This window comes from Gammaproteobacteria bacterium (genome assembly GCA_034522055.1).
Classification (GTDB): Bacteria; Pseudomonadota; Gammaproteobacteria; order JAABTG01; family JAABTG01; genus JAABTG01.
The window spans coordinates 1415275-1439374 of sequence record JAXHLS010000002.1 but is presented as its reverse complement, the minus strand read 5'-3'; the positions used below and the strand labels follow the sequence as shown (position 1 = coordinate 1439374).

General features: G+C 66.3%; 15 protein-coding genes and 4 pseudogenes. 7 read left to right on the top strand and 12 right to left on the bottom strand.

Annotation, left to right across the window (positions count from 1 at the left end; translation table 11 throughout):
- Window positions 1-114 precede the first annotated feature (114 nt).
- The 10 genes and pseudogenes from U5S82_06960 to U5S82_06915 form a co-directional block, all read right to left on the bottom strand.
- Complete coding sequence (locus U5S82_06960) at window positions 115-582, bottom strand: SPOR domain-containing protein (protein MDZ7751391.1); 468 nt, start codon at window positions 580-582, stop codon at window positions 115-117.
- On the bottom strand, window positions 579-1760 hold the full coding sequence (locus U5S82_06955; protein ID MDZ7751390.1) for an AAA family ATPase: 1182 nt from the start codon (window positions 1758-1760) through the stop codon (window positions 579-581). The genes U5S82_06960 and U5S82_06955 overlap by 4 nt, the downstream gene beginning before the upstream one ends.
- Before the next feature lie 113 nt (window positions 1761-1873).
- Window positions 1874-3033 (bottom strand): annotated as a pseudogene (locus U5S82_06950) (deoxyguanosinetriphosphate triphosphohydrolase).
- Window positions 3033-4149 (bottom strand): annotated as a pseudogene (gene aroB, locus U5S82_06945) (3-dehydroquinate synthase). The pseudogenes U5S82_06950 and aroB overlap by 1 nt, the downstream one beginning before the upstream one ends.
- Window positions 4146-4630: pseudogene (gene aroK, locus U5S82_06940) on the bottom strand (shikimate kinase AroK). The pseudogenes aroB and aroK overlap by 4 nt, the downstream one beginning before the upstream one ends.
- Before the next feature lie 411 nt (window positions 4631-5041).
- Window positions 5042-6841 carry a type IV pilus secretin PilQ gene (gene pilQ, locus U5S82_06935; protein MDZ7751389.1) on the bottom strand — a complete coding sequence of 600 codons (1800 nt, stop codon included), beginning with the start codon at window positions 6839-6841 and terminating at the stop codon, window positions 5042-5044.
- Window positions 6842-6876: 35 nt separating this feature from the next.
- Window positions 6877-7440, bottom strand: a complete 564-nt coding sequence (locus U5S82_06930; GenBank protein ID MDZ7751388.1) for a pilus assembly protein PilP — start codon at window positions 7438-7440, stop codon at window positions 6877-6879.
- A gap of 17 nt (window positions 7441-7457) precedes the next feature.
- Complete coding sequence (gene pilO, locus U5S82_06925) at window positions 7458-8051, bottom strand: type 4a pilus biogenesis protein PilO (protein MDZ7751387.1); 594 nt, start codon at window positions 8049-8051, stop codon at window positions 7458-7460.
- A complete protein-coding gene (locus U5S82_06920) occupies window positions 8048-8632 on the bottom strand; it encodes a PilN domain-containing protein (GenBank protein MDZ7751386.1) in 585 nt (194 codons plus the stop codon). The genes pilO and U5S82_06920 overlap by 4 nt, the downstream gene beginning before the upstream one ends.
- Window positions 8632-9693 (bottom strand): pilus assembly protein PilM, encoded by a 1062-nt coding sequence (locus tag U5S82_06915; protein MDZ7751385.1) that lies wholly within the window; start codon window positions 9691-9693, stop codon window positions 8632-8634. The genes U5S82_06920 and U5S82_06915 overlap by 1 nt, the downstream gene beginning before the upstream one ends.
- A 296-nt stretch (window positions 9694-9989) precedes the next feature.
- Here U5S82_06915 and U5S82_06910 point away from each other — a divergent pair, with 296 nt between their 5' ends.
- The 5 genes from U5S82_06910 to U5S82_06890 all read left to right on the top strand — a co-directional run bounded on the left by U5S82_06910 (window position 9990) and on the right by U5S82_06890 (window position 17794).
- Window positions 9990-12461: a penicillin-binding protein 1A gene (locus U5S82_06910; protein MDZ7751384.1), complete on the top strand. Its 2472-nt coding sequence runs from the start codon at window positions 9990-9992 to the stop codon at window positions 12459-12461.
- A gap of 69 nt (window positions 12462-12530) precedes the next feature.
- Window positions 12531-13163 carry a hypothetical protein gene (locus U5S82_06905; protein MDZ7751383.1) on the top strand — a complete coding sequence of 211 codons (633 nt, stop codon included), beginning with the start codon at window positions 12531-12533 and terminating at the stop codon, window positions 13161-13163.
- A complete protein-coding gene (locus U5S82_06900; protein ID MDZ7751382.1) occupies window positions 13164-15380 on the top strand; it encodes a primosomal protein N' in 2217 nt (738 codons plus the stop codon).
- Between the two features lie 56 nt (window positions 15381-15436).
- A complete protein-coding gene (argS, locus tag U5S82_06895; protein MDZ7751381.1) occupies window positions 15437-17197 on the top strand; it encodes an arginine--tRNA ligase in 1761 nt (586 codons plus the stop codon).
- Window positions 17198-17206: 9 nt separating this feature from the next.
- Entirely contained in the window at window positions 17207-17794 is a 588-nt protein-coding gene (locus U5S82_06890; GenBank protein MDZ7751380.1) for an SPOR domain-containing protein, read from the top strand.
- Window positions 17795-17846: 52 nt separating this feature from the next.
- On the opposite strand, the gene U5S82_06885 is transcribed toward U5S82_06890, so the two are convergent.
- On the bottom strand, window positions 17847-18989 hold the full coding sequence (locus U5S82_06885) for an ATP-binding protein (protein MDZ7751379.1): 1143 nt from the start codon (window positions 18987-18989) through the stop codon (window positions 17847-17849).
- Window positions 18990-19498: 509 nt separating this feature from the next.
- Window positions 19499-20644: an HD domain-containing protein gene (locus tag U5S82_06880; protein MDZ7751378.1), complete on the bottom strand. Its 1146-nt coding sequence runs from the start codon at window positions 20642-20644 to the stop codon at window positions 19499-19501.
- A 151-nt stretch (window positions 20645-20795) separates the two neighbouring features.
- On the opposite strand from U5S82_06880, the gene U5S82_06875 reads away from it, so the two are divergent.
- Together U5S82_06875 and U5S82_06870 are read left to right on the top strand one after the other, a co-directional pair.
- Window positions 20796-21881: a DUF484 family protein gene (locus U5S82_06875; GenBank protein MDZ7751377.1), complete on the top strand. Its 1086-nt coding sequence runs from the start codon at window positions 20796-20798 to the stop codon at window positions 21879-21881.
- Window positions 21882-22772: 891 nt separating this feature from the next.
- Window positions 22773-23986, top strand: a pseudogene (locus U5S82_06870) (IS110 family transposase).
- Window positions 23987-24100 lie beyond the last annotated feature (114 nt).

Here is a 24100-nt window from a genome sequence, read left to right as displayed (position 1 = left end):
AATTTGCCGTGGGACCGGGTCCTAGGAAAAGGTGTCAGGAACCTTTTCTGGGAACCTTTGCTGCCAGAAAAGGTTCCTGACACCTTTGGTTTCGCCTGCCCGCCGGGGCCGCCGTCACGGCGGGTGTGGGGAAAGGTTGGCGCGCAGGCTGGCCACGGAGCGTGCCCAGGGGCGCAGGGCGCGCAGTTCCGGTGCCAGCCGGCGGATGGCACCGACCGCCTCATCGCGACTGGCGTAGGCCCCGTGGATCAGCACATACCAGGGCCGCCCCTCGTGCACCAGATCCACCACGGCGCTCGGATCCTCCAGCTCGTGCCGGGTGATCAGGCGCGCCACGGACGCGCGCTCGTGACTGCCCATGAGTTGCAATACGTAGCGGTCCTCGGCGAGGTTGAAGGGCCACGACGGCGGCGGCGCCGGCCGTGGGCGAGGCGGGCGCGGTGGTGGCGTTTCGGAGGTCGGCGCGGCCTCGCTATCCGCCGGTGGGGGCGCCGGCGGCGTCTCGGCGGTGGGCGCCGGGGGCTCCTCGACCGGCTCCCGCGGTGCGGCCGGTTCTTGTGGCGGCGGCTGGGTTCTGGCTATCGGCTCCGCCTCGGAGTCCCTGGCGGTTGGATCCGCGGTCTGTGCGGGGGTCTCTGGCGCCGGGACTTCAGGGGCTGCGCCGGGGGCTGGCCCTGTCTGCCCGTCCGCGCCGGCGGACGGTCCGGGGGACGGTGGGTCGGGTGCGGCCTCATCCACGGGGGTGGTGGTCCGGGTAGCTGGCGCCGTGGTTGCCTGGGGCGTCGTCTCCGGATCAGGGGCAGAGACGGCCCTCTCGGTCGCGGCGGGGGCCGGCAGGGGACGGGTGAGGCCCGTATCCCGTTCGTCGCTGCCCTCGGCAACAGGGCGGTGATGGCCAGGGTCAGCAGGAGGGCGGCGCCCCCGATGACCGCCAGCAGGCGGCGGTTGCCGCGGGCGCTGCGTGCCATCGTGCGGGTCCGCGTTGGGGGCGCGGTCCGGGGGGCGCGGGTGGCGGCCGGGGTGGCAGGGCGCGCCGGTTTCTCGATGATGCGCGCGGCCAGCCGGTTGAGGGGACCCGGGTAGCCACCGCTGTCCTTCCACAGCCGGTCCACCCGTTCGGCGGTGAAGAGGTCGTGGGCGGGGGTTCCGGATCTATCGAGGCGCATGGTGATGTAGTGCATGCACTGTTCCTGTCCGAACGGGGGCAGTTCCACCAGATGGAAGATGGTCTCGCCGAGGGCGCCGGCCACCCGGTCGGCGAAGGCCGGATCCCCCACCAGCAGCAGCCGCAGGCCCGGATAGTCCGGATGACGGGCCAGCCTCAGCAGCAGTTTCAGCACCGGCGCCGCCAGGAACTGCGCGTCGTCCACCACCAGCAGTGTGGGGAGGCCGCCCCTGGCGGCCGCCGCCAGGTGGGTCTGGAGGGCATCCAGGCCGTCCTTTTCCGTGATGATCGAGCCATGGACGTCGAGGCCGGCGAGGGCGCGGGCCAGCAGCTGCTCGGCGCTGGTCTCCACGTGGGCCTCGACCACGGTGGCACGCCAGGCATTCTGACCCTCGCGCAGCAGCCGATCCGTGAGAGTGGTCTTGCCGCTGCCCTCGGGGCCTGTGAGCACCATGACCTGGTCGCTGTAGCGGCCGAGGTGATGGAGCAGATTGAGGCGCTGGGTGATCTGGGCCGTGGCGTAGAAGAAGTCATCATCCCCCGGCGCCAGGAAGGGATTGGTGCCACGGGCCGGTGAGTGGTCGCGATGGGGCATGCTAGGCCTCACCCTGGCAGACCGCCGGCCGGTAGCGCCGCGCCGGGGGATCCGCTGCGGCGAACCCTGGAGGTCGGTACGGGGGCCCCGGATGTACGGATCCACTGGCGGCTTCAGGTGAGTTCGGTGGGGTTGAACAGGCGCTGGTACTCGTTGATGGCGAAGCGGTCGGTCATGCCGGCGATGTAGTCCGCCACCCCCGCGCGCGCCCGGCCCGGCCCTGGTCGTCTTCGTAATGGTGCACCTTGTCCTGGAAATCCGGGGGCAGGGTCCGCGGGTCGTCCATGAAGGCCTGGAACAGGCCGCGCACGATGTGGCCGGCCTTGATGGTCATGCGGTGCACCCGGTAGTGGCGGTACAGGTGTTCCCGCAGGAAGCGTTTGAGTTCCAGATGTTGCTCGCGCAGGGCGTCGCTGGCGCGCACCAGGGGCTCGCCCGCCTGACGGACCTCGTCGATGGTGGCGGGACCGGCGGCGGCGATGGCCGCCCGGGTGGTCTCCACCAGGTCCACCACCTGGCGGTTGATCATGCGCCGGATCACCTCGTGGATGGTGCGCCGAATGCTGAGGCCGGGCCAGCGGCCCATGACCTCGTCGTGCTGCTCGCGAAACAGCGCCACCTCCCGCAACTGCTCGATGGTGATGAATTCGGCCCGCAGGCCGTCGTCCACGTCGTGATTGTTGTAGGCGATCTCGTCCGCCAGGTTGGTCACCTGAGCCTCCAGGGAAGGCTGGCCGCCGTCCACGAAGCGCGCCGCCACCAGCCCGAGGGCTCGCGCCTTGGCGGGGGCGCAGTGCTTGAGGATCCCCTCGCGGGTCTCGAAGGTGAGGTTGAGGCCGGTGAACTGCGCGTACTTCTCCTCCAGCAAGTCCACCACCCGCAGGGATTGGAGATTATGCTCGAAGCCGCCGTAGTCCTTCATGCAGTGGTTGAGGGCGTCCTGGCCGGCGTGCCCGAAGGGGGTGTGGCCGAGATCGTGGGCCAGGGCGATGCCTTCCGACAGATCCTCGTGCAGGTTCAGCAGGCGGGCCACGGTGCGGGTGATCTGGGCCACCTCCACGGAATGGGTGAGGCGGGTGCGGAACATGTCGCCTTCGTGGTTGACGAACACCTGGGTCTTGTATTCCAGCCGGCGAAAGGCGGCCGAATGGACGATGCGGTCGCGATCGCGCTGGAACTCGCCGCGGTAGCGCGGTGCCTCCTCCGGGAAGGTCCGGCCGCGGCTCTCGTCGTCGCGGGCCGCGTAGGGCGCGAGGTTGAGGGTTTGATCCATCAGTCGCCGTCCGCGGTCGCCATCGCCGCGGCCTCACCATCACTGGAGGCCTCCCAAGTGGCGGTGATGTCCCGGGGCGAGAATTCACCCGTCACCACGGCCTCGCCGATGCCCCGCAGCAGCACCAGCCTGAGTTGACCATCCTGCACCTTCTTGTCCACCGCCATGAGGTCCAGGGCGCGGGCGGCGGGCAGGGCCGCCGGCACGGTGGTGGGCAGGCCGGCGCGGCGCAGCAGGGCCTCGGTGCGCGCGGCCGCGGCCCCCGGCAGCCAGCCCAGGCGCACGGACATGCGCGCCGCCAGCATCATGCCGGCGGCCACCGCCTCGCCATGGAGCCAGGCCCCGTAGCCCATACCGGTCTCTATGGCGTGGCCGAAGGTGTGGCCGAGGTTGAGCAGGGCGCGCCGACCCGCCTCCCGTTCGTCCGCCGCCACCACCTCGGCCTTGTTCTCACAGGAACGTCGTATGGCCTCGGACATCAGGGATGGGTCCCGCTCCAGCAGGGCATCCATGTGCTGCTCCAGCCAGTCGAAGAAATCCCGGTCCCCGATGAGGCCATATTTGATCACTTCGGCCAGGCCGGCCCGTAGCTGGCGCCCGTCCAGGGTGTCCAGGGTGTCCGTATCGGCCACCACCACCCGCGGTTGGTGGAAGGCGCCGATCATGTTCTTGCCCAGGGGATGATTGACGCCGGTCTTGCCGCCCACGGACGAATCCACCTGGGCCAGCAGGGTGGTGGGGATCTGGATGAAGGCCACGCCCCGCTGGTAGCAGGCGGCGGCGAAACCCGTGATGTCCCCCACCACGCCGCCGCCGAGGGCGACCAGGGTGGTATGGCGATCATGGCGCTCGGCGAGGAGCTTGTCGAAGACCAGGTTGACGGTGTCCAGGGTCTTGAAGCGCTCGCCATCAGGCAGGACCACGTGGTGGTGGCGAACGCCCGCCAGGGACTCCAGCACCCGAATCCAGATAGAGGGGCGCCACGGTCTCGTTGGTGACCACCAGGGCCTGATGGCCGGCGAGATGGGGCCGGATCCACTGGGGATCTCCCACCAGGCCGGCGCCGATATGGATGGGGTAGGCCCGTTCTCCCAAGGCTACCTGCAGGGTTTTCATAGCTCTTTCAATTTGTTACGGATCTGGCGGACGATGGCGCGGACTGTACGGCTATCGGTTTCCACGATCAAATCCGCGATGGAACGGTATAGAGGGTCCCGTTGTGCCATGAGTTCCTCTATGGCCTGGCGCGGGTTCTCCGTCTGCAACAGCGGCCGATTGCGGTCTCGCCGGGTGCGCTCGTAGAGCTGGTCCAGGGGCGCGGCGAGGTAGACCACCACCCCCCGGGACATGAGAGCGGCACGGTTCTCCGCCAGCAGGATGGCGCCGCCGCCGGTAGCAAGGACGATGTCCTCACGCTGGGTGACCTCGGCGATGACGGCGGCCTCCCGACGGCGGAAGCCCGCCTCGCCCTCGAGCTCGAAGATCAGAGGAATGTCGACGCCGGTGCGCGCCTCGATCTCCTTGTCGCTATCGACGAAGGCGCGCTTGAGCTCCCGCGGCGAGTTGCCGGCCGATGGTGGTACTTACCGGCCCCCATAGGGCCGACGAGGAAGAGGTTCGTCTGCGAATCAGTGGGCGGTAGGGTACACGCGCTGCCTGCAGTCGCTTTACAGTTCGCCGCTCGGCCTCCGCGGGCTCAGCTAAGGGGCGTCGCCAGAATGCACTGGCGGATGAACGCGTCTGTTTAGTATCCGCGGCAGGATCTGATAAATATCAGGACAGCTCACGACCAGTGCTCGTTCTTGTCTCTGTATGCTGTTGCGAAAGGCATGGCCAATTAACGGGAGCTCCCCGAAGAAAGGCACCCGCTGCACGTGTTGAAGCTCTTTGTCTTTTCGAAAACGCCGCCGAGACACCACCGTACTCTCCATTATCAACGAGCACTTTCGTTGAAACCTCCCGAGTGTCAATCTGTGGTTGACCATTTACAGTGTTTGCGAAGTTTGGTTCATTGCGGGTTACACTCAAGTCCATTGAGATCGAATCGTCCGGCGTGATTTGCGGAGTCACCGTGAGTGCAAAGGTCGGCGTCTTGACGAACTTGGTGTCGGTTCCGTCCTGCGAAGAGCCGTTGGGAAGGGTATTCTGGCTCCCTGTTTGATGGTCGCAGTATTTTGGTCACTGAGGTGATCACCCTTGGATTCGCAAGAACTTCTCCTCGCCCCTCGGCCTGGAGGGCTTGCAGTTCAAGCTGGAGAAGCCAAGAGTTAACCTTACCGATGGCGAGTCCGATAGAGCCCGCGTGGGCTACTCCGAGATCCGTAATAAACTCTTGCGGGTCACCAGCGGTACTTCCGCCCAGAAAAAACGATGTCTGGTCCTCGTCATCACGATTGATGCTGCGCGAATACCCGAAACGAACACCGAGATTCTGTGCGAAATTCCGCGTCGCAATCACGATGCGCGACTCCACAAGGACCTGTCTTACTGGCACATCGAGCCGGGCAACCAACCCACGCACCGCCTCAAGGTTTGCGGCAGTATCGCGAACGAGCAACGTGTTCGTTCTTTGATCGATGCTGACGTTACCGCGTTCGGAGAGCAGCGAGTTCTCCGCGCCCTTCAGCAACGTAGCCAAGTCCGAGGCCTTGGCGTAGTTGATCTGGACGAACTCGTTGTTCAGGGGGGCGAGCTCCTCGATCTGCTGCTGGGCCTCCAGCTCGAGCTTCTCCCGGGCGGCGATCTCTTCGGTGGGGGCCACCATGATGACGTTGCCGGTCTTGCGCATGCCGAGACCACGGGACTTGAGGATGATATCCATGGCCTGGTCCCAGGGCACGTTCTTGAGGCGCAGGGTGACATTGCCGGTGACGCTGTCGCTGGCCACCAGATTGAGGCCGGTGAAGTCGGCGAGGAGCTGCAGTACCGCGCGCACCTCGATGTTCTGGAAATTCAGGGACAGGCGTTCGCCGGTGAAGCCCACCCGCTCCTTCTTGCGCCGCTCGGCCTCCTCCTCCGTGACCGGCTTGAGTTCCAGGGTGAAGAGTGTATCGGACTGATAGGCCAGGTATTCGTAGGGCTCGTCGCCGGGGCGCACCACCATGCGCGTGTCGTTGTTCTGGGGGAAGGTATCCACCTGGTGCACCGGCGTGGCGAAATCCACCACGTCCAGCTTGCGTTCCAGGTTCCGGGGCAACGTGGTGTCGAGGAAGTCCACGATGAGCTTGTCACCCTCCTGGCGGGTGTCGATGACCACGCTGGCATCGGACAGGGTCACCAGCACCCGGCCCTCGCCTTCGGGGCCACGCCTGAAGTCGACGTTCTCCAGCGCCAGCGAATCCGGGGCGTCCGACCGTTTGCCTACGGTGTCCGGAAAGGCGCGGCCGCCCGCGGCGCCGGCGTTGTCCAGGGTCACCAGGATGGTGCTGCCCCGGGTCTCGATCTCGTAGGGCACCAGGCGTATGAGATTCAATACCACCCGCGTGCGGCCGGAGGCCTCCACGGCCGTTATGCTGCGGGCCATGCCGACGCCGATGGTTTGGCTCTTGCGTTCCAGGTTGAGGCCCACGCCGGGGAAGTCCAGCGCGACCCGGGCGGGATTGTCGACGGAAAAGGAGAGCGGTTCCGGCCCCGCCTCGGACAGCTGAAGCTTCACCTGCACCCGTTCTCCCGACAACTCCACGAAGCTGATGTCATCGAGGGTCTGTGCCATCGCCGCCATACCGATGGAGCAGAGCGCCAGGGCAGCCAACACACCGCCCCACAGAGGGCCCGCGCGTTCACCGATAAAAGGTTTGCTGATATTCATGACTCGACTCCCATAGATCCGGGCTGCAACCACCGTTATTCACTCAATCCCAGCTCGGCCGCTCGTTCCTGCCAGCCGCCCAGGTTGTCGGGCACGATCTCCGTGAGCATGACGCGGTTCTCTTCGATGGCGGTGATCTTGCCGTAGTTCCTGCCCATGTAATTGCCCGTCTGGACGCGGTGGACGGCCCCGTCCGGGTCGGTCACCAGGGCCCAGGACTCATCGTCCTGGGCCATGGTCCCCACCATGCGCAATGAGTCCAGGGGATAGTATTCCAGTTCCTCCTTGACGTGATTGGTAGGGGGCTGCACGCCGCCCGTCCCCGCGACCACCACGTCCGGCTCCGCGTCTGCCTGGATGAAGGGCACGAAGGGATCGGTACGACCGCCGGGTTCGTACACAAACACCTCCGCGATGCTGATCTCGGGCAGGGGTTCGATGCGCGAACTCTTGATTTGCTTCACCTGGCCGATATACGCATCCAGGTCGCTCATGTCGGTGTTGACGCAGCCCGTCACGCCGAGGGCGATGCAGGCCAGGCCCGCCATGCGGCGCCGCAGGGGCCTGGTGCTCATGAGCTTGGGTAACGTTGTGTGCACGACGCGTTGTCCTCCCATCACTCGCTGTCCAGGTAGCGGTAGGTCTTTGCCGTGGATTCCATGACGAGGGTGGGCTCGCCTTCCTCATTCCGGCCCTGGGGCCGGACGGAGATATCGTGCTGGGTGACGATGCGGGGCAGGGCGGCGACCCCACTGACGAACCTGCCGAATTCGTGGTAGGTCCCGGTCACGCGGATCTTGATGGGCTTTTCGGCATAGAAGTCCCGGCGCTGCTCCTGCATGGGCTGGAACAATTCGAACTCGAGGCCGCTGGCCAGGCCGGTCTGGGAGATATCCACCAACAGGGCCTCGATCTCGGACTTGTTGGGCAGCTGCCGGAGCATGGCGCCGAAGGAGTTCTTCATGTCCTCGAGCTGTTCCTTGAGGGGTTCGAGGTTGGCCGCCAGCTTCTGCTTCTGCTCGAATTCCGCGCGTTTCTTCTGCTCGGTGGCGCGCGCCTTCTCGAGGTCCGCGAGCTGGTGCTGGGTATGAAACCAGTAGCCACCCCCCAATACCAGTGCACACACCACGAGGATCACCAGGGCCTTGGCGGCCATGGGCCAGCTGCCGATGTTGTTGGGGTCGAGGTTTCGCAGGTCTTCGATTTTCATCGTGCAGTATCCTCTTCCGCCTGCGCACCCGGGCGCACCTGGGTGGCCGACAGGGTGAACTTGCTGAGGCGCACGGTGGTCGTTCCGCGTCTCATCTCCTCGGCCTGGATCATCTTGAGATCGGGCCGGTCCAGCCACTCCGAACCGTCCAGGGCGCGCATGAACGACGATACCCGGGCATTGGATTGTGCGTAGCCATCCAGGCTGAGGCTCTTGCCGCGCTGGGTGAGGCTCGTGAGGTAGACGCCTTCCGGCAGGATCTCGGCAAGTTCATCGAAGAGATGGACCACCTCCGGCCGACTGGTCTGGAGCCGTTCGACGATGCGCATGCGTGCCAGCAGGTTCTGTTTCTCCTTTTCCAGATCCTTGATCTCGGCAATCTTGCGGTCGAGCAGGGCGATCTCGCTGGTGAGCCGCTGGTTGCGCGCATTCTGATACTCGATCATCTTGTCGATCTGCAGGTGCACCAGGCCTACCACGGCCAGCATCGCCACCACCGCGATGCCCACCGTGATGCCGAAATCCTTCTGGCGCTTCTTGCGTAGTTCTTCGCGCCAGGGTAGCAGGTTGATACGCGCCATCAGTCGAAGCTCCTCAGGGCGAGTCCAGTGGCAATCATCAGCGCGGGCGCGTCGTTGGCGATGATTTCGCTCTTGACCTTGTTGGTGAGGGACATCTCGGCGAAGGGATTGGCCACCGTGACCGCCACACCGGTATGTTCCGCCACCGTCTTGTCGATGTTCTCGATGGAGGCGCAGCCTCCCGCGAGCACGATGTGATCCACCTGGTCCACCTGGCTCGACGAGTAGAAAAACTGCAGGGCGCGGTTGATCTGCTGCGCCATGGCCTCCTTGAAGGGCTCGAGCACCTCCGGCCCGTAATTGTCCGGCAGCCCGCCCTGGCGCTTGGCCAGCCCGGCCTCTTCGTAGGACAGGCCGTAACGTCGCTGGATATCTTCGGTGAGCTGCTTGCCGCCGAAGACCTGCTCGCGGCCGTAGATGATCTTGAGGTCACTGAGGACGCTGAGGTTGGTCATGGTGGCGCCGACGTCCACCATGGCGATGTTCTGCTCCACCCCTTGTTCGGGTAGGTGTCGCGCCAGCAGGCTGAAGGCGTTTTCCATACAGAAGGCCTCCACGTCCACGATGCGGGTGATCAGTCCGCCCAGTTCGGCGGCTGCCACCCGCACGTCCACGTTTTCCGTCCGCGACGCGGCCAGCAGGACGTCCACCTTGTCCGGGTCGTGCTCCGAGGGCCCGATGATCTCGAAGTCCAGGCTGACCTCTTCGAGGGGATAGGGGATGTACTGGTCGGCCTCCAGCTGGATCTGGCCTTCCATCTCGTCGTCGGAGATGCCGGCGGGCATGGGAATGACCTTGGTGATCACCGCGGAGCCAGCGACCGCCAGGGCGCAATGCTTGGACTTGCTACCCGAGCGCTTCACCGCCCGCCGGATGGCCTCGCCCACCGCCTGTTCGTCGGTGATGGTCTTCTCCACCACGGAGTTCGGGGGTAACGGCTCCACCGCATAGCTCTCCACCCGATACTTGCCGCCGCTCCTGCCGAGCTCCAGGAGCTTTACGGCGGTGGAACTGACGTCCAACCCGATGACGGGGACATTACGCTTGCCAAAGAGGCTCACTGGGGTACCTTTTTCATTATAAATCAGCTAATTATGTAAGCAATGTCTACCGATTTATTACGTCTACGGCTAACTATAGATCAAGCAGTTGCAAGATACAAATAAACTGGTGTCTTAAGTTGAGGCGGTCCTTTCCCGGTGTGACACTGTCCGTGGAAGTCGTCGGGTGGCCACTGACGGGTCAACGGCAGAAGCCCCTACATTCTTTAATCTGTCGGGGTGCAATCACTTTCTTATATACTAGGGCGCCCGCCAGGGAAATGCCTGAAGATTCGGGCATCCGGAGGCGGGCATGGTTGATTCTTGCCATAAAGGCTCGAATCAGGGTCTTCCGGACGTTGCAGGATTCGTTACCCCATCTCACCATGCGCTTGTTACTGCGCCTCATTCTCGGACTCATGCTTGTCGGCGCCGCCACGGGCCTGGCGGCGGGTGCCGCCATCTGGTTCTACCTGGTACCCCAGCTGCCGGCCGTGGAGACCCTGCGGGACGTCCAGTTCCAGGTCCCCCTGAAGGTCTATAGTCGCGACGGTCTGCTGATGGCCGAATTCGGCGAGAAGCGACGCATCCCCGTGCGCCTCCCCGAGGTGCCCAAGGGGCTTATCGCGGCGGTCCTGGCGGCCGAGGATGACCGCTTCTACGAACACCCGGGCGTGGACTGGCAGGGTCTGGCCCGGGCCGCCTGGAGCCTCGCCACCACCGGGGAGAAGACCCAGGGGGGCAGCACCATCACCATGCAGGTGGCGCGCAATTTCTTCCTGGAGCGGGAAAAGACCTACATCCGCAAGCTCAACGAGATCCTGCTGGCCGTGAAGATCGAATCCAGCCTGGACAAGGACCAGATCCTTGAACTCTACTTCAACAAGATCTTCCTCGGTCACCGCGCTTACGGTGTGGGCTCCGCCGCCCAAGTCTACTATGGCCGCCCTCTGGCGGAACTCACCACCGCCGAGATGGCCATGATCGCTGGCCTGCCCAAGGCCCCATCGGCCTTCAATCCCATCTCCAATCCCCAGCGGGCCCTGTCCCGCCGGAGCTACGTGCTGCGCCGCATGCGCGAGGTGGGGTACATCGATGAGGCGGAATTCGAGTTGGCCGATGCCCAGCCCATCACGGCGCAACTCCACGGCTTCGCCGTCGAAATCGACGCGCCCTATGTGGCGGAGATGGTGCGCGCGTACATGGTGGAGCGTTACGGAGAGGACGCGTATGTGAGTGGTTACTCCGTTACCACGACCGTGGACAGCCGCTTGCAGGGGGCCGCCACGACCGCCCTGCGGCGGGGGCTGGTGGACTACACCGAGCGCCATGGCTATCGGGGACCGGAGGCGCGTCTGGAGACGGATGGCGAACCGTCGGCGGCGCAGGCCAGGGCGACCCTGGAGGATATCCCCCGGGTGGGCGGTCTGGTGCCCGCAGTGGTGTTCCGGGTGGGTGAGCAGGAGGCGGAGGCCTATCTGACCAACGGCGAGACCATCGACATCCCCTGGAGCGGCCTGTCCTGGGCCCGTCCCTATATCAGCGAGGATCGGCGGGGCCCCAGTCCCAAGGGTGCCGCCGACGTGGTGGCCCCTGGGGACATCGTTCGCGTGCGCGAGGACGAGGAGGGCGCATGGCGCCTCACCCAGGTGCCGCGGGTGGAAGGGGCGCTGGTGGCCCTGGACCCCGGCGATGGGGCGGTGAGGGCCCTCCAGGGTGGTTTCGACTTTTACCTCAACAAGTTCAACCGCGCCGTCCAGGCGAAGCGCCAGCCGGGTTCCAACTTCAAGCCTTTCATTTACTCGGCGGCCCTCGGATCCGGCCTGACGCCCGCCTCCCTCATCAACGATGCCCCGGTGGTGTTCGAGGATACGAGCCTGGAGGCATCGTGGCGGCCCGAGAACTACAGTGGCAAGTTCTTCGGGCCCACGCGCCTGCGGGAGGCCCTGACCAAGTCGCGCAACCTGGTGTCCATCCGCGTGCTGGAGCGCGTCGGCATCCCCTACACCGTGCGGTTCCTGGAGCGTTTCGGCTTTGCGCCGGACGAGCTGCCCCGCAACCTCTCCCTGGCTCTGGGGGCCCTGGACCTGGAGCCCATCAAGGTGGCGAGGGGCTTTGCGGTGTTCGCCAACGGCGGCCACCGGGTGACGCCCTATTTTGTCGACAGGATCACCGATTACCGCGGCGAGGTGGTCTTCGAGGCCGCGCCACCGGTGGCGTGCGCGGAGTGCTGGCAGGCCATCGAGAAGGCCGACGCGCAGGAAGCGGACCCGGAGATGCTGGCCGGCCTCGCGCCCCGTGCCATTCCCCCCGAGAACGCCTGGCTCCTGCGCTCCATGCTGAAGGACGTGATCCGCCGCGGCACCGGGCGCAAGGCCCTGGCCCTCGGCCGTGACGACATCGCCGGCAAGACCGGCACCACCAACCAGCAGCGGGATGCCTGGTTCTCCGGCTTCAACGGGGCCATGGTGGCCACGGCCTGGGTGGGTTTCGACAAGCTGGCCCCCCTGGGGGCGCGGGAGACCGGTGGGCGGGCGGCCCTGCCGGTGTGGATAGACTTCATGGCCGAGGCCCTCGAAGACATGCCGAGTCGCGACATGGCGCCGCCGCCGGGCCTGGTGACGGTGCGTATCGATCCCACCACCGGCCTGCTGGCCACTTCGGACTTTCCGGGGGCCATCTTCGAGACCTTTCGCAAGGCCCATGTCCCCACCAAACAGGTGGACTGGGAGGGGCCGGCGACGGCCGGTGGGGAGTCGTCGGGGAGCATCACGGAGCAGTTGTTCTGAGGGTCGCTTCGAGCCGACACGGGCGCTGTCCCGCCCTGGACGGTGCCGCGGTGCGATAGGCGATGATCGATGGCTAAGAAGAAGGCACATGCCGGCTCCGCCCTGCGGGAGCAGATCGCCGCGGTGGCGGCGCGCATCATGGTGGAATCGGGCAATCCGAGCTATTTGATGGCCAAGAAGAAGGCCGCCCAGCGCCTGGGGGCGGCCGATGGCCACGCCCTGCCCAAGAACGAGGAGATCCAGCAGGCTATCGCCGAATACCAGCGGCTGTTTCTCGCCGACACCCAGCCCCGTCATCTGCGGCGCCTGCGGGAGGCGGGGCTGAAGGCCATGCGCTTGCTGGAGCCCTTCGGCCCCCGCCTCGTGGGACCGGTGCTGGAGGGCACGGCGGATCACTACAGCGAGGTGAATCTGCACGTATTCGCCGACACCGTCGAGGACGTGGGCCTGTATCTCATGAATCACGGCATCCCCAGCGACCTCTCCAGCCGCCGCCTGCGGGAGGCCGGGGGCGCCAACGTGGAACAACCTGAATACCGTTTCGTCGCCGGCGACATCCCGGTGGGCGTCACGGTGTTCTGTGGTCCCGCCGCCCGCCAGCCCCCCGTCAGCCCGGTGGATGGCCGGCCCATGCGGCGGGCCTCCATGAGGCAGGTGGAGGCGTTGCTCACCGAACCCGGCGACGCCGGCCTCCTCGTCTGAGTGACCCGGCCATCGCCCGCCGGCGGGCCCGTCATTTGGCAGGTGGCCGTGCCCTCGCCCCTCCGGCAGGCCTTCGACTATCTTCCTCCTGCACCGTGGACCGGCCCCCCTCCCGCACCCGGCGTGCGCGTCGAGGTACCCTTCGGGCCGGGGCGCCGTGTCGGCATCCTCACGGCGGTGGCCGGCGCCACCACGGTGCCGGACCATCGCCTGCGCCAGGCATCGCGGGTGCTCGACGACGCTCCCCTGTGGCCACGACCCCTGTTCGAGCTGCTGCGGTGGGCCGCGGATTACTACCACCACCCCCCGGGCGAGGTGTTCGCCAGTGCCCTGCCGGCGGCCCTGCGCCAGGGACGCCCCGCCTCGCCGCGGCCCGCCGAGGTCTGGCGGCTCACCGCCGCGGGCCATGCCGGCGCCGCCGCGGTGCCGGCCCGTGCGGCGGCCCAGCGACGGCTGCTGGCCGTGCTGGCGGCGGCCCCGCAAGGCCTGCCGCCGCCGGAGTTGGCCGCCGCCATGGACGGTTGGCGGGCCCCCGCCCGTGCCCTCGAGGCCAAGGGCCTGGTGGAGACCGTGGTCCCGCCGCCGCTCACCCGCCCGCCACCGCCGCCCGCGGTGGCGCCCTCCACTCCCCAGCGCGAGGTGCTGGAGCGCCTGGCGGGGCTGGAGGGCTTTGCCGCCGTGCTGCTGGACGGCGTCACCGGCAGCGGCAAGACCGAGGTCTACCTGCGCCACATCGAGCATCTGCGGGACGCTGGGGCCCAGGCCCTGGTGCTGGTGCCTGAGATCGGACTCACCCCGCAGATGGCCGAACGCTTTAGGGAGCGTTTCGGCGCCGCGGTGGTCGTGATGCACTCGAGGCTTACGGATCATGAGCGCCTGGCGGCGTGGGCGGCGGCCCGGGAGGGCCGGGCGGCGGTGGTGCTGGGGACCCGCTCCGCCGTGTTCACGCCCCTGGCGCGCCCCGGCGTCATCGTGGTGGACGAGGAACACGATGGCTCCTACAAGCAGCAGGAGGGCTTTCGCTACTCCGCCCGCGACCTGGCGGTGGCCCGGGCCCGCCGCGAGGGGATACCCGTGATTCTGGGCTCGGCCACGCCATCCCTGGAGACCCTGGAGAACGCCGCGGCCGGGCGCTATCAGCACCATGTCCTGCCCCACCGGGTCACCGGCCACGCCCCGCCCCGCCTGCGGGTGGTGGATGTGCGGGGGCGGCCCCTGGCGGAGGGGTTGTCCCAGGAACTCCTGGCCGCGGTGGCGGCCCGCATCGCCCGGGGTGAGCAAAGCCTGCTGTTCCTCAACCGCCGGGGCTGGGCACCGGTGCTGCTGTGCCATGAATGTGGCTGGGTTTCCCACTGCGACCACTGCGATGCGCGCCTGGTCTTTCATCGTTCCAGCGGCCGCCAGCATTGTCACTACTGCGGCGCCGTCGCCCCCATGCCCGAGCACTGCCCCGAATGCCGCTCCACCGAGCTGCGTTTTCTCGGCAAGGGCACGGAGCGTATCGAGGAGGCCCTGAGGGGGCCGTTCCCCGAGGCCCGCATCGTCCGGGTGGACCGCGACAGCACCCGCCGCAAGGGGGCCCTGGAGGACGCCCTGGCCGAGGTGCACAGCGGCCGCGCGGACATCCTCATCGGCACCCAGATGGTGGCCAAGGGACATCACTTTCCGGCGGTGACCCTGGTGGGGATCCTGGACGCCGACGGCGGCCTGTGCGCGGTGGATTACCGGGCCCCCGAGCGCCTCGCCCAGCTCATCGTGCAGGTGGCGGGGCGGGCCGGGCGGGGCGATACCGCCGGCGAGGTGATGGTGCAGACCCATCAGCCGGAGCACCCCTTGTTGCAGGCCCTGGCGGCGGGGGGCTACGGGGCGGCGGTGCCCATCCTGCGGGGGGAGCGCCGGGCCGCCGAATTGCCGCCCTTCTGCGCCATGGCCCTGGTGCGGGCCGAGGCGAGGCAGGAGGAACACGTGGTGGCCTTCCTCGAGGGCGCCGTGGCGGTGGCCCGGGCGCGGCCGGTGACGGGGGCCGAGGTCCATGGTCCCATCCCGGCGCCGGTGGAGCGGGTGGCCAACCGGCGGCGTTTCCAGCTGGTGATCCTGGCCGCCGGGCGGCTGGCGCTCCACCAGGCCCTGACCCAGTGGCTGCCGGCCATAGAGGCCCTGCCGGGTGTGCGGCGGGTGCGCTGGAGTGTCGATGTGGATCCTCAGGATCTGGGTTGACCGACCCGGGCCCACATGCTGCTAGAATACCCCACTTTTTTGCCGGCCCTGTCTTCGTGAAAGAACACATCCAATCCCTGTTGAACGAGGCCCTCGAGGTCCTGCGCCGCGACGGCGTGGTGCCCGCCGACGCCGCCGTGGACATCCATGTGGAACGCGCCCGGGATAAGTCCCACGGCGATCTGGCCACCAACCTGGCCCTGGTGCTGGCCAAGGCGGCCAAGCGCAATCCCCGGGAGCTGGCCCAGGCCCTGGCGGCGGCCCTGCCCGCCAGCGACGGCGTGACCCGGGTGGAGGTCGCCGGCCCCGGGTTCATCAACTTCCACCTGGCGCCGGAATTCGCCCTGGCGGTGATCCCGCGCATCCTGGAGCAGGGTGAGGCCTTCGGCCGCGGTGCCGTGGGTGCGGGGCGGCGCATCCAGGTGGAGTTCGTGTCGGCCAATCCCACCGGGCCCCTGCACGTGGGCCACGGCCGTGGTGCCGCCTACGGTGCGGTGGTGGCCTCCCTGCTGGAGGCCGTGGGCTTCCAGGTGCACCGCGAGTACTACGTCAACGACGCCGGCCGCCAGATGGACATCCTCGGCACCAGCATATGGCTGCGTTACCTGGAGCTGTGCGGAGAGGAGTTTCCCTTCCCCAGCAACGGCTACCAGGGCGACTACGTGTGGGACATCGCCGCCACCCTCCACCGCGAGCACGGCGAGGCCTATCGGCACGGGGCGACCGAGGTATTCGTGGGGGTGGTGGCGGACGAACCCGCCGGCGGCGACAAGGAACTGCACATCGACGCCCTCATCGCCCGCGCCAAGGCCTTGCTCGGCGACAATCGCTACCGCTACGTCTTCGAGCTGGGCCTCAACACCATCCTGGACGACATCCGCGACGACCTGGGGCTGTTCGGTGCCGTCTACGACCAGTGGTTCTCGGAGCGCTCCCTGGTGGAGTCGGGGGCCGTGAACAAGGCGGTGGAACGCCTGCGCGCCGGCGGACATCTCTACGAGCAGGAGGGGGCGTGGTGGTTCCGCTCCACCGCCTTCGGCGACGAGAAAGACCGGGTGGTAGTCAGGGAGAATGGCCAGGCCACCTATTTCGCCTCGGACATCGCCTACCACCTCGACAAGCTGGAACGGGGCTTCGAGCGGGTCATCGACATCTGGGGGGCGGACCATCATGGCTACGTACCGCGGGTCAAGGCGGCCCTCGCGGCCCTGGGGGAGGACCCGGCACGCCTCGACGTGTTGCTGGTGCAGTTCGCCAACCTCTACCGCGGCGGTGAGAAGGTGCAGATGTCCACCCGTTCCGGCCAGTTCGTCACCCTGCGCCAGTTGCGCAAGGAGGTGGGTCGCGACGCCGCGCGCTTCTTCTACGTCATGCGCCGTTGCGAACAGCACCTGGATTTCGACCTGGATCTGGCCAAGTCCCAGTCGGCGGACAACCCCGTCTACTACGTGCAGTACGCCCACGCCCGGGTGTGCAGCGTCATGCACCAGTTGGAGGAGCGCGGCCTCGTCCATGACCGGGCCGCCGGTAACGTGGCGGCTTCACGATTGGGGGAGAGCCACGAGGCGGATCTGGTGACCCTGCTGGACCGCTATCCGGAAGTGGTCGAAGGGGCCGCCCTGACCCATGAGCCCCATCAACTGGTCCACTACCTGCGGGAACTGGCCAACGGTTTTCACACCTATTACAACGCCCACCAGCTGCTGGTGGAGGACCCCGACCTGCGCCATGCCCGCCTCAACCTGGTCCTGGCGGTGCGTCAGGTGATCGCCAACGGCCTCGGCCTGCTGGGCGTGTCGGCACCGCAATCCATGTAGGGGCGGGCGATGGCCAGGGACTACAAGAACCGCCGATCACCGCCGCCCCCGAAGGGCGGCTCCTGCTGGCTGTGGCTGGTTACGGGTCTGGCCGTGGGACTGCTGGTGGCCCTGTTCACCTATCTCAGCGTCCACCCGCCGGCCCACTCGCCCATGGCGGAGGCCCCCGGCGGCGCCCCTCCCCGTGAGGCGGACGACGCGGGCACCCGGCAGGAGCCGACCGCCCCGCCCCCACCGGCCAAGGCCCCGGCCGCCAGGCCGCGGTTCGAGTTCTATTCCATCCTGCCCGAGATGGAGGTGCCGGTGAGCGCCGAGGCCCTGCCCGAGCGGGGGACGCGGGAGCCGCCCAAGGAGGACGGCAACTATTTGTTGCAGGTGGGCTCCTTCCGCGGCGCCGACGAGGCCGAGCGGCTCAAGGCCAATCTTGCCCTGCTCGGCATGCAGGCCGCGATCCAGACGGTGTCGGTGGACGGCCGCCGGACCTGGCACCGGGTGCGCCTCGGTCCCTTCCCCAGCCTCAAGGAGGCCTACCGGGTGCGGGATCGTCTGGCGCAGGAGCGGATGGAGGCCATTGTGCTGAAGGTTTCTTCGTGGTAATGGACCCGGTGACGCCGGCGAGGTGCAGGGCCGCGAGGGGGGTTGAAATGCATCAGAAAATATCCGCAACTTCGCGGTATGAAAGAGCCACTAAACCATCGCTGAAAGCCATTCCCTCACCAGCATAGACGACATAACGGTTGCTGAGGGGATGATGCTTTGCCGCAAAGCGCTGCAAACCTTGTTTGAAACTGCTGTGCCAAGTGGCCGCGGCCTTGATTCCGATTCCGCTCAGATCACGTCCGGATTTGTATAACAAATCAACCTCCACGCCATTGCTGTCACGGAAGAAATACAGATTGGGCGTCAACCCGCGGTTATAACGCGCCTTAAGCGCCTCCAGCACCACCAGATTTTCAAACAGGTTGCCGACCAGTGGGTCGCGCGTTACCTGCGCGGCCTTTTCAATGTCCAGCAAATAGGCCAACAGGCCGACATCGGTGAAATAGTACTTGGGCGACTTGATCACACGCTTGCCAAAATTCTCGAAATACGGCGGCAATTTGAAAACCACAAACGAAGCCTCCAGTATCGACAGCCATTGCCTGATGGTTTTGCCATCCACCCCGACATCATTCGCCAGCGACTGGTAATTGATGAGTTGCCCGGTGCGCCCCGCCAGCAGTTTGACGAATTTTTCAAACAGCGTGGCATCCTTGAGCTGGATCAACTGGCGTACATCGCGCTCCACGTAGGTCTGGTAGTAGTTGGCATAGGCGGTGTACGGGCGTTGTTGCTGGTCGTATACGCGCGGCATGAAACCATGATGGATGTAGTCCTCGAACGCATCGAAGCGGATGTCGGCGGCTTCCAGTTCGGCAATCGACAGGGGCAACAGGTGCAACATCCCGGTGCGCCCGGCCAGTGACTGGGTGATGGCGGCACGTAACTCCAGTTGATGCGAGCCGGTCAGCACGAACTGCCCGTTTTCCGGCTGCGCATCCACGACACCCTGCAAATAGCTCAGCAACAGCGGAGTGCGCTGGACCTCATCAAGAATGACGTTGCCGGGGTACTGTTTCAGGAAGGCTTTCGGGTCTTCGGTGGCAAACTGGCGGTTCTCCGGGGTTTCCAGACTGACATAGGCGTAATCCGGCAGCGCCGCGCGCACCAGCGTGGTTTTGCCTGCCTGACGCGGCCCGATGACTGTGACAATCGGGTACTCCCGAAGCTGGACAAGCAGCTCGGTTTGCATGAGTCGTGGAATCATGCAAACAGCGTATTTTATGCCAATACGGAGTTCAACTCCTAATTTACATAACTCTGGTCCTTGTAAGGCGGCGTACCAAACCCCGTTCTGACCACGATGGCGTTGCCACCGTAACGGATGCGCTCACTGCGATTGTTCGCCAACTCACCCATTACGCCAGCGACTTACACGTCCGAGTCCTCATCGGCCTGGGTCGCCGATGGAGAACTCTGCACGCCTGTACAACTGCGCCCGTTGTCATCGTCAGGTGATGATCTGCAGCGGGGTATGCGCTTTTCGCGGTTCGGCTCTATTGTCGGAGTTTTTTACAGTGCCCGGCGGCAGCCGGTGCAAGCCATTGAAAACCCGAGTCCTGGTGATGTGGCTCGGCGCTTGCATCCGCGTTATTGAATGCAAGACGGGCCCGCCGCGGCGCCCCGGAGGTTATACATGGTTCCGATCGATTCCCGGGTCTCCCGGCCCGATGCCGACAAGGTGGCGCCTCGTGAGGTGTCCTATCCCCGTGAGGTCATGGAGGCGGGCTGGGTCCCCGACGCGGCGGATCTCGGGCGGCTGAAGGATGCCCGGCGCCTGCCGGAACGTTCCCGCCGCCGCGAGACCCCGCTGGGCGAGGGTCCTGCCCGCTTCATCTGAACGTGGCTCACTCCCCGCGGGGGGGCCTTGTCCGGCCGTTCGCCGAACTGCAGCCGGACATTGAGCATGTCGTTCATGATGGCGCCGAAGCGCCTGACCAACTCGGGGTCGAAGAGGGTGCCGGCCTCGCGCTTGATGAGGGCCACCGCCTTGTCCAGGGGCCAGGCCTCCTTGTAGGGACGGCTGCTGGTGAGGGCGTCGAACACGTCCACGATGGCCATGACGCGCCCGGCCAGGGGGATGTTCTCGGCCGCCAGGCCCTCGGGATAGCCCGTGCCGTCCCAGCGTTCGTGGTGGGTCAACACCACGTCCAGGGCCATGCGGGCCAGGGGGGTGTCGGGCGTACCGATGATGCGGGCACCGAGGGTGGTATGAGTCTTCATGATCTCCCACTCGTCGGGGTCGAGGCGGCCGGGCTTGAGCAGGATATGATCGGGGATACCGACCTTGCCGATATCGTGCAGGGGTGCGGTGATGGCGAGCAGTTCCACCGTGTCCTCGTCCATCCCTGCCGCCAGCCCGAGCCGCCGGGCATAGCTGCCCACCCGCACCACGTGCCGGCCGCTGTCGTCCTCCCTGAATTCGGCGCCGTGGCCGAGCCAATGGGCGAGCCGCATGGCCTCCTGCCGCTGGGGGCCCATGGCCCGGCGCACGTGATGATGCACCCGGGCGCGGGCCAGGGCGGGTATGCTGTGGCGCAAGACATCGGCGGCCCCGGCCTCGAAGGCCGCCACCTCGTCGCCGGCCGGGGCCCCCAGGGCCACGGCGATGACCGGTGGGCCGGGGTTGGCGAGGCGGCGGCACAGGGCATGGCCGGCCGCGGTGTCGGGGGCCAGGTTCACCAGGATGGCCCACGGTGGGGGTTCCCCGGTGGCGAAGGCCGCGGCCTGGTCCCGCGGCACGACGCTGAGTTCGAAGTCCGCGGCGAGGGCGTCGCGCAGGAAGGCCGCGGCATCGCCGGTGTCGTCGATGATGAGGATGGGGGGGTTGGCGGTGTGGTGGGTCATGGATGGTATACGCCTCCCGAACGGCCTGGGTTGATGGAGTGCCGCCGCGGGCACATCGAGGAATTATCGTAGACCGCGCACCATAATACGATGGCTGTACGCGGGGCCACGGGCACCGGGGCGGCGTAAGACTTTTTGAGAGACCACAGCGGTGAACGAACCACAGGACAACCAGGCCCTCGATGGCGGAGGAGGGGAGCCCCATCAGCTGCGCGTGGTGGCGCGCCGCAACGAATACGTGCTGCGGCGCTTCCAGCGCCACGAGCTTACCCTCATGGCCGTGGATTCCCTCCATGGCCTGCTCCGCCAGTTGACCGAGGGCACCCTGCGCAGCTTCGGCCTGGATGCCGTGGCCCTCACCGTGGTGGACCCCGGTGGCGAGATCGCCGATGCCCTGGAACGCGCGGGGGTGCCTCTGGCGGAGCTGCCGGCGGTGCGCCTGACGCCGCTGCCCGAGTGGCCCGGCCACGAGGGCACCACGCCCCAGCTGGGGCCGGTCCATGCGGCGGAGCACGGCGGCTATTTCGGAGAGCGCCTGGAGGAGCTTCACAGTGCGGCCCTGCTGCCCCTGGTCCGGGGCGGGCGTAACCGCGGTGTGCTGGCCCTGGGCAGCCGGGATCCCCTGCGCTATCAGCCCCACCTGGGCACCGACTTCCTCGACCACCTGGCCATGGTGGCCACGGTGTGCCTGGAGAATGCTCTCAACCAGGAACGCCTGCGCCACTACGGCCGCACCGATCCCCTCACGGGCCTCTACAACCGGCGTTACCTGGAGGCCAGGCTCGCCGAGGAGGTGTCCCGGGCGCGCCGTCACGGGATGCCTCTGTCGTGCATGTTCCTGGACGTGGACCACTTCAAACGCATCAACGACCGCCACGGCCACGCCGCCGGCGATGCCGTGCTGCGGCACCTGGCGGACCGTATCACCGAACTGCTAAGGGCCAGCGACGTGGCGGTGCGTTACGGCGGCGAGGAGTTCGCGCTGCTGCTGCCCCAGACCGCGGCGGCGGAGGCGGCGGTACTGGCCGAACGCCTGCGCGCCCATCTGGCGGCGCAGCCCATCGAGGTGGCGGGGGTCGATAGCCCCATGGAGGTCACGGTGTCCATCGGCGTGGCGGAACTGGCGGCCGACGAAGACGGCGCCGGGCTGCTGGACGGGGCCGACCGCGCCCTCTATCGCGCCAAGGCCGGGGGCCGCAACCGCGTGGAGCGGCGGGTCCTCGGGGACGCCGACTGAGGCTCCTCCCCGTTCATGGCGGGCGCTACTCCCGGCATCGTACCCCTCCTTTCATTTTGCCTCGTCAGCAGAATTTGTGGGTGTAGAGAGGAGAATTTCCTCTCGCCAAGAGCGCCAAGAACAGCAAATATTCCTCTCACGGAGGCACAGAGGCACGGAGATTTTTTTGTTGGATGGGCCCGGCGGACCTGCCCGGCGAGTGGAGTCCTTCCCGGGGACGGGAAGCCGTCACGGAAGCTGCGAGGGTTGCGGAACTATGGTTGTTCTCGCCTTTCTCCGTGCCTCTGTGCCTCCGTGAGAGATCATGCTTTTTTGATCAACACGCGGACAGGCCACGAATACAACGAAAAACGATAAGCTGAAGCTCTTCTCCCAGAGGGAGAGGGGGAGAACGTGCTTCGCGACTTACACGTTAACTCTCATGGCGAGACGCGCCACCCGAAATGATGAAAGCGGAGCGCGTATCGCCAATGTTCGTTCCCTCACCCCATCCCTGTACTTCGGGCATCCTGCCCTTCGCCCCTTCGGGGCCGCGCCGAGGCGCGTTCAAATCCGTTCCCGACGGATTTGTCCCAGAGGGAGAGGGGGAGTTCGTGCTTCCCGACTTTCACGTTAACTCTCATGCATCTGTGAGGCACCCCCGATAATGAAAGATAATAGGGGTGCCGTCGCCGTGGGCAGAGGTCGCGATACTTTTTGATGGCGCTAGACCGCGCAAGTTGACTCGACCCGCCACCATTCACTCGTACCCCAGATTGCTTGGCATGGCCTGAACCGGTCATGGACAGCGCACGTTAAAAAGAGCCGTCGGTTTCCGACAGGCCGTTGAATGGCGGCGCCCTTGGCGACAGCACATCATCAATGATAGTGCGTCAGCCTCAGGAGGTCAGCATGGACATCACCCCGATTCACCAGCGGGTCATCGGTCTGGATGTGCACCAGAACAAGATCACGGCCTGCGCCCTGACCGAGCAAGCCGATGGCAGTGTGGCAGTGGAACAACGCGAGTTTGGTGGCTTCAAGCGGGAGCGTCGGGCACTGGCAGAGTGGGCACACGGGTTCGCCCCGGACATCGTTGTCATGGAAAGCACGGGGATTTACTGGAAGAGCCCCTATGCGGCATTGGAGCGAGTAGGCATCGCGGCCTGGGTGGTCAATGCCCGTCATGTCAAGAACGTGCCCGGCCGCAAGACGGACATCTCCGATGCCCAGTGGCTGGCTACGCTGGCGCGGGCGGGCCTGGTGCGGGCCTCGTTCATTCCTCCGGCCGACATCCGTCACCTGCGCCTGATCTCCCGGCAGCACCAGAAGTTGGGTGGAATGCTGGCCGCGGAGAAGAACCGGCTACACAAGGTGCTGGCCGATGCCGGGATCCGCCTGAATGTGCTGGTCTCCGATCTGCATGGGCAGGCTGCACGGGCCATGGTCAAGGCCCTGCTGGCCGATGCGCCCATCGATGCCATCCTCAATCGCGCCGGACGCCTGCGGGCCAGCCGTGAGGATCTGTTCGAAGCCCTGCAACCGGAAGAACTCAGCGCAAAGCACCGCTTCGTGCTCAACGAGATCATGGCGCATATCGAGTACCTGGAAGCCACGATGGCCCGCTTCGCACAGGAACTGCTCGATGGCCTTGCCCCTGGGAGGCGCAGATGAGCCTGCTGGAAACCGTTCCCGGCATCGACCGCATGGGCGCCGCCATGCTGCTGGTGGAAATCGGCACCGACATGGACAGCTTCGGCAGCGCCGAACGCCTGGCTTCCTGGGTCGGGATCTGTCCCGGCAATAACGAGAGTGCCGGCAAACGCAAGCGCGGACGCACGCGCAAGGGCAATGCTTGGGTGCGACGCCTGTTGTGCGAGTTCGCCCAGGCCGCCTCACGAACCCGCTGCGCCCTCAAGGACAAGTTCTCCGCCCTGTCCATACGTAAGGGACACAAGCGCTCCATCATCGCCCTGGCCCACAAGATGCTGCGTATCGTCTATGCCATGCTCACCAACATGACACCCTATCAGGATCGCACCGTCGATTACGAAGCACTGATGGTCGGCCGCAACGCGCCTCGCTGGCTGAAGATGCTGGCCAAACACGGCTACATCGCTGCCTGAGTCGTTCTGTAGACTGACAACCCGCCAACGTTCCTTGCGCCCGGCATGCGTCACGCCAGAATCGCGCTCGCCCAAAGGCCGGGTTCTTTCACGTTAAGTCTGACGGAAGTCCCG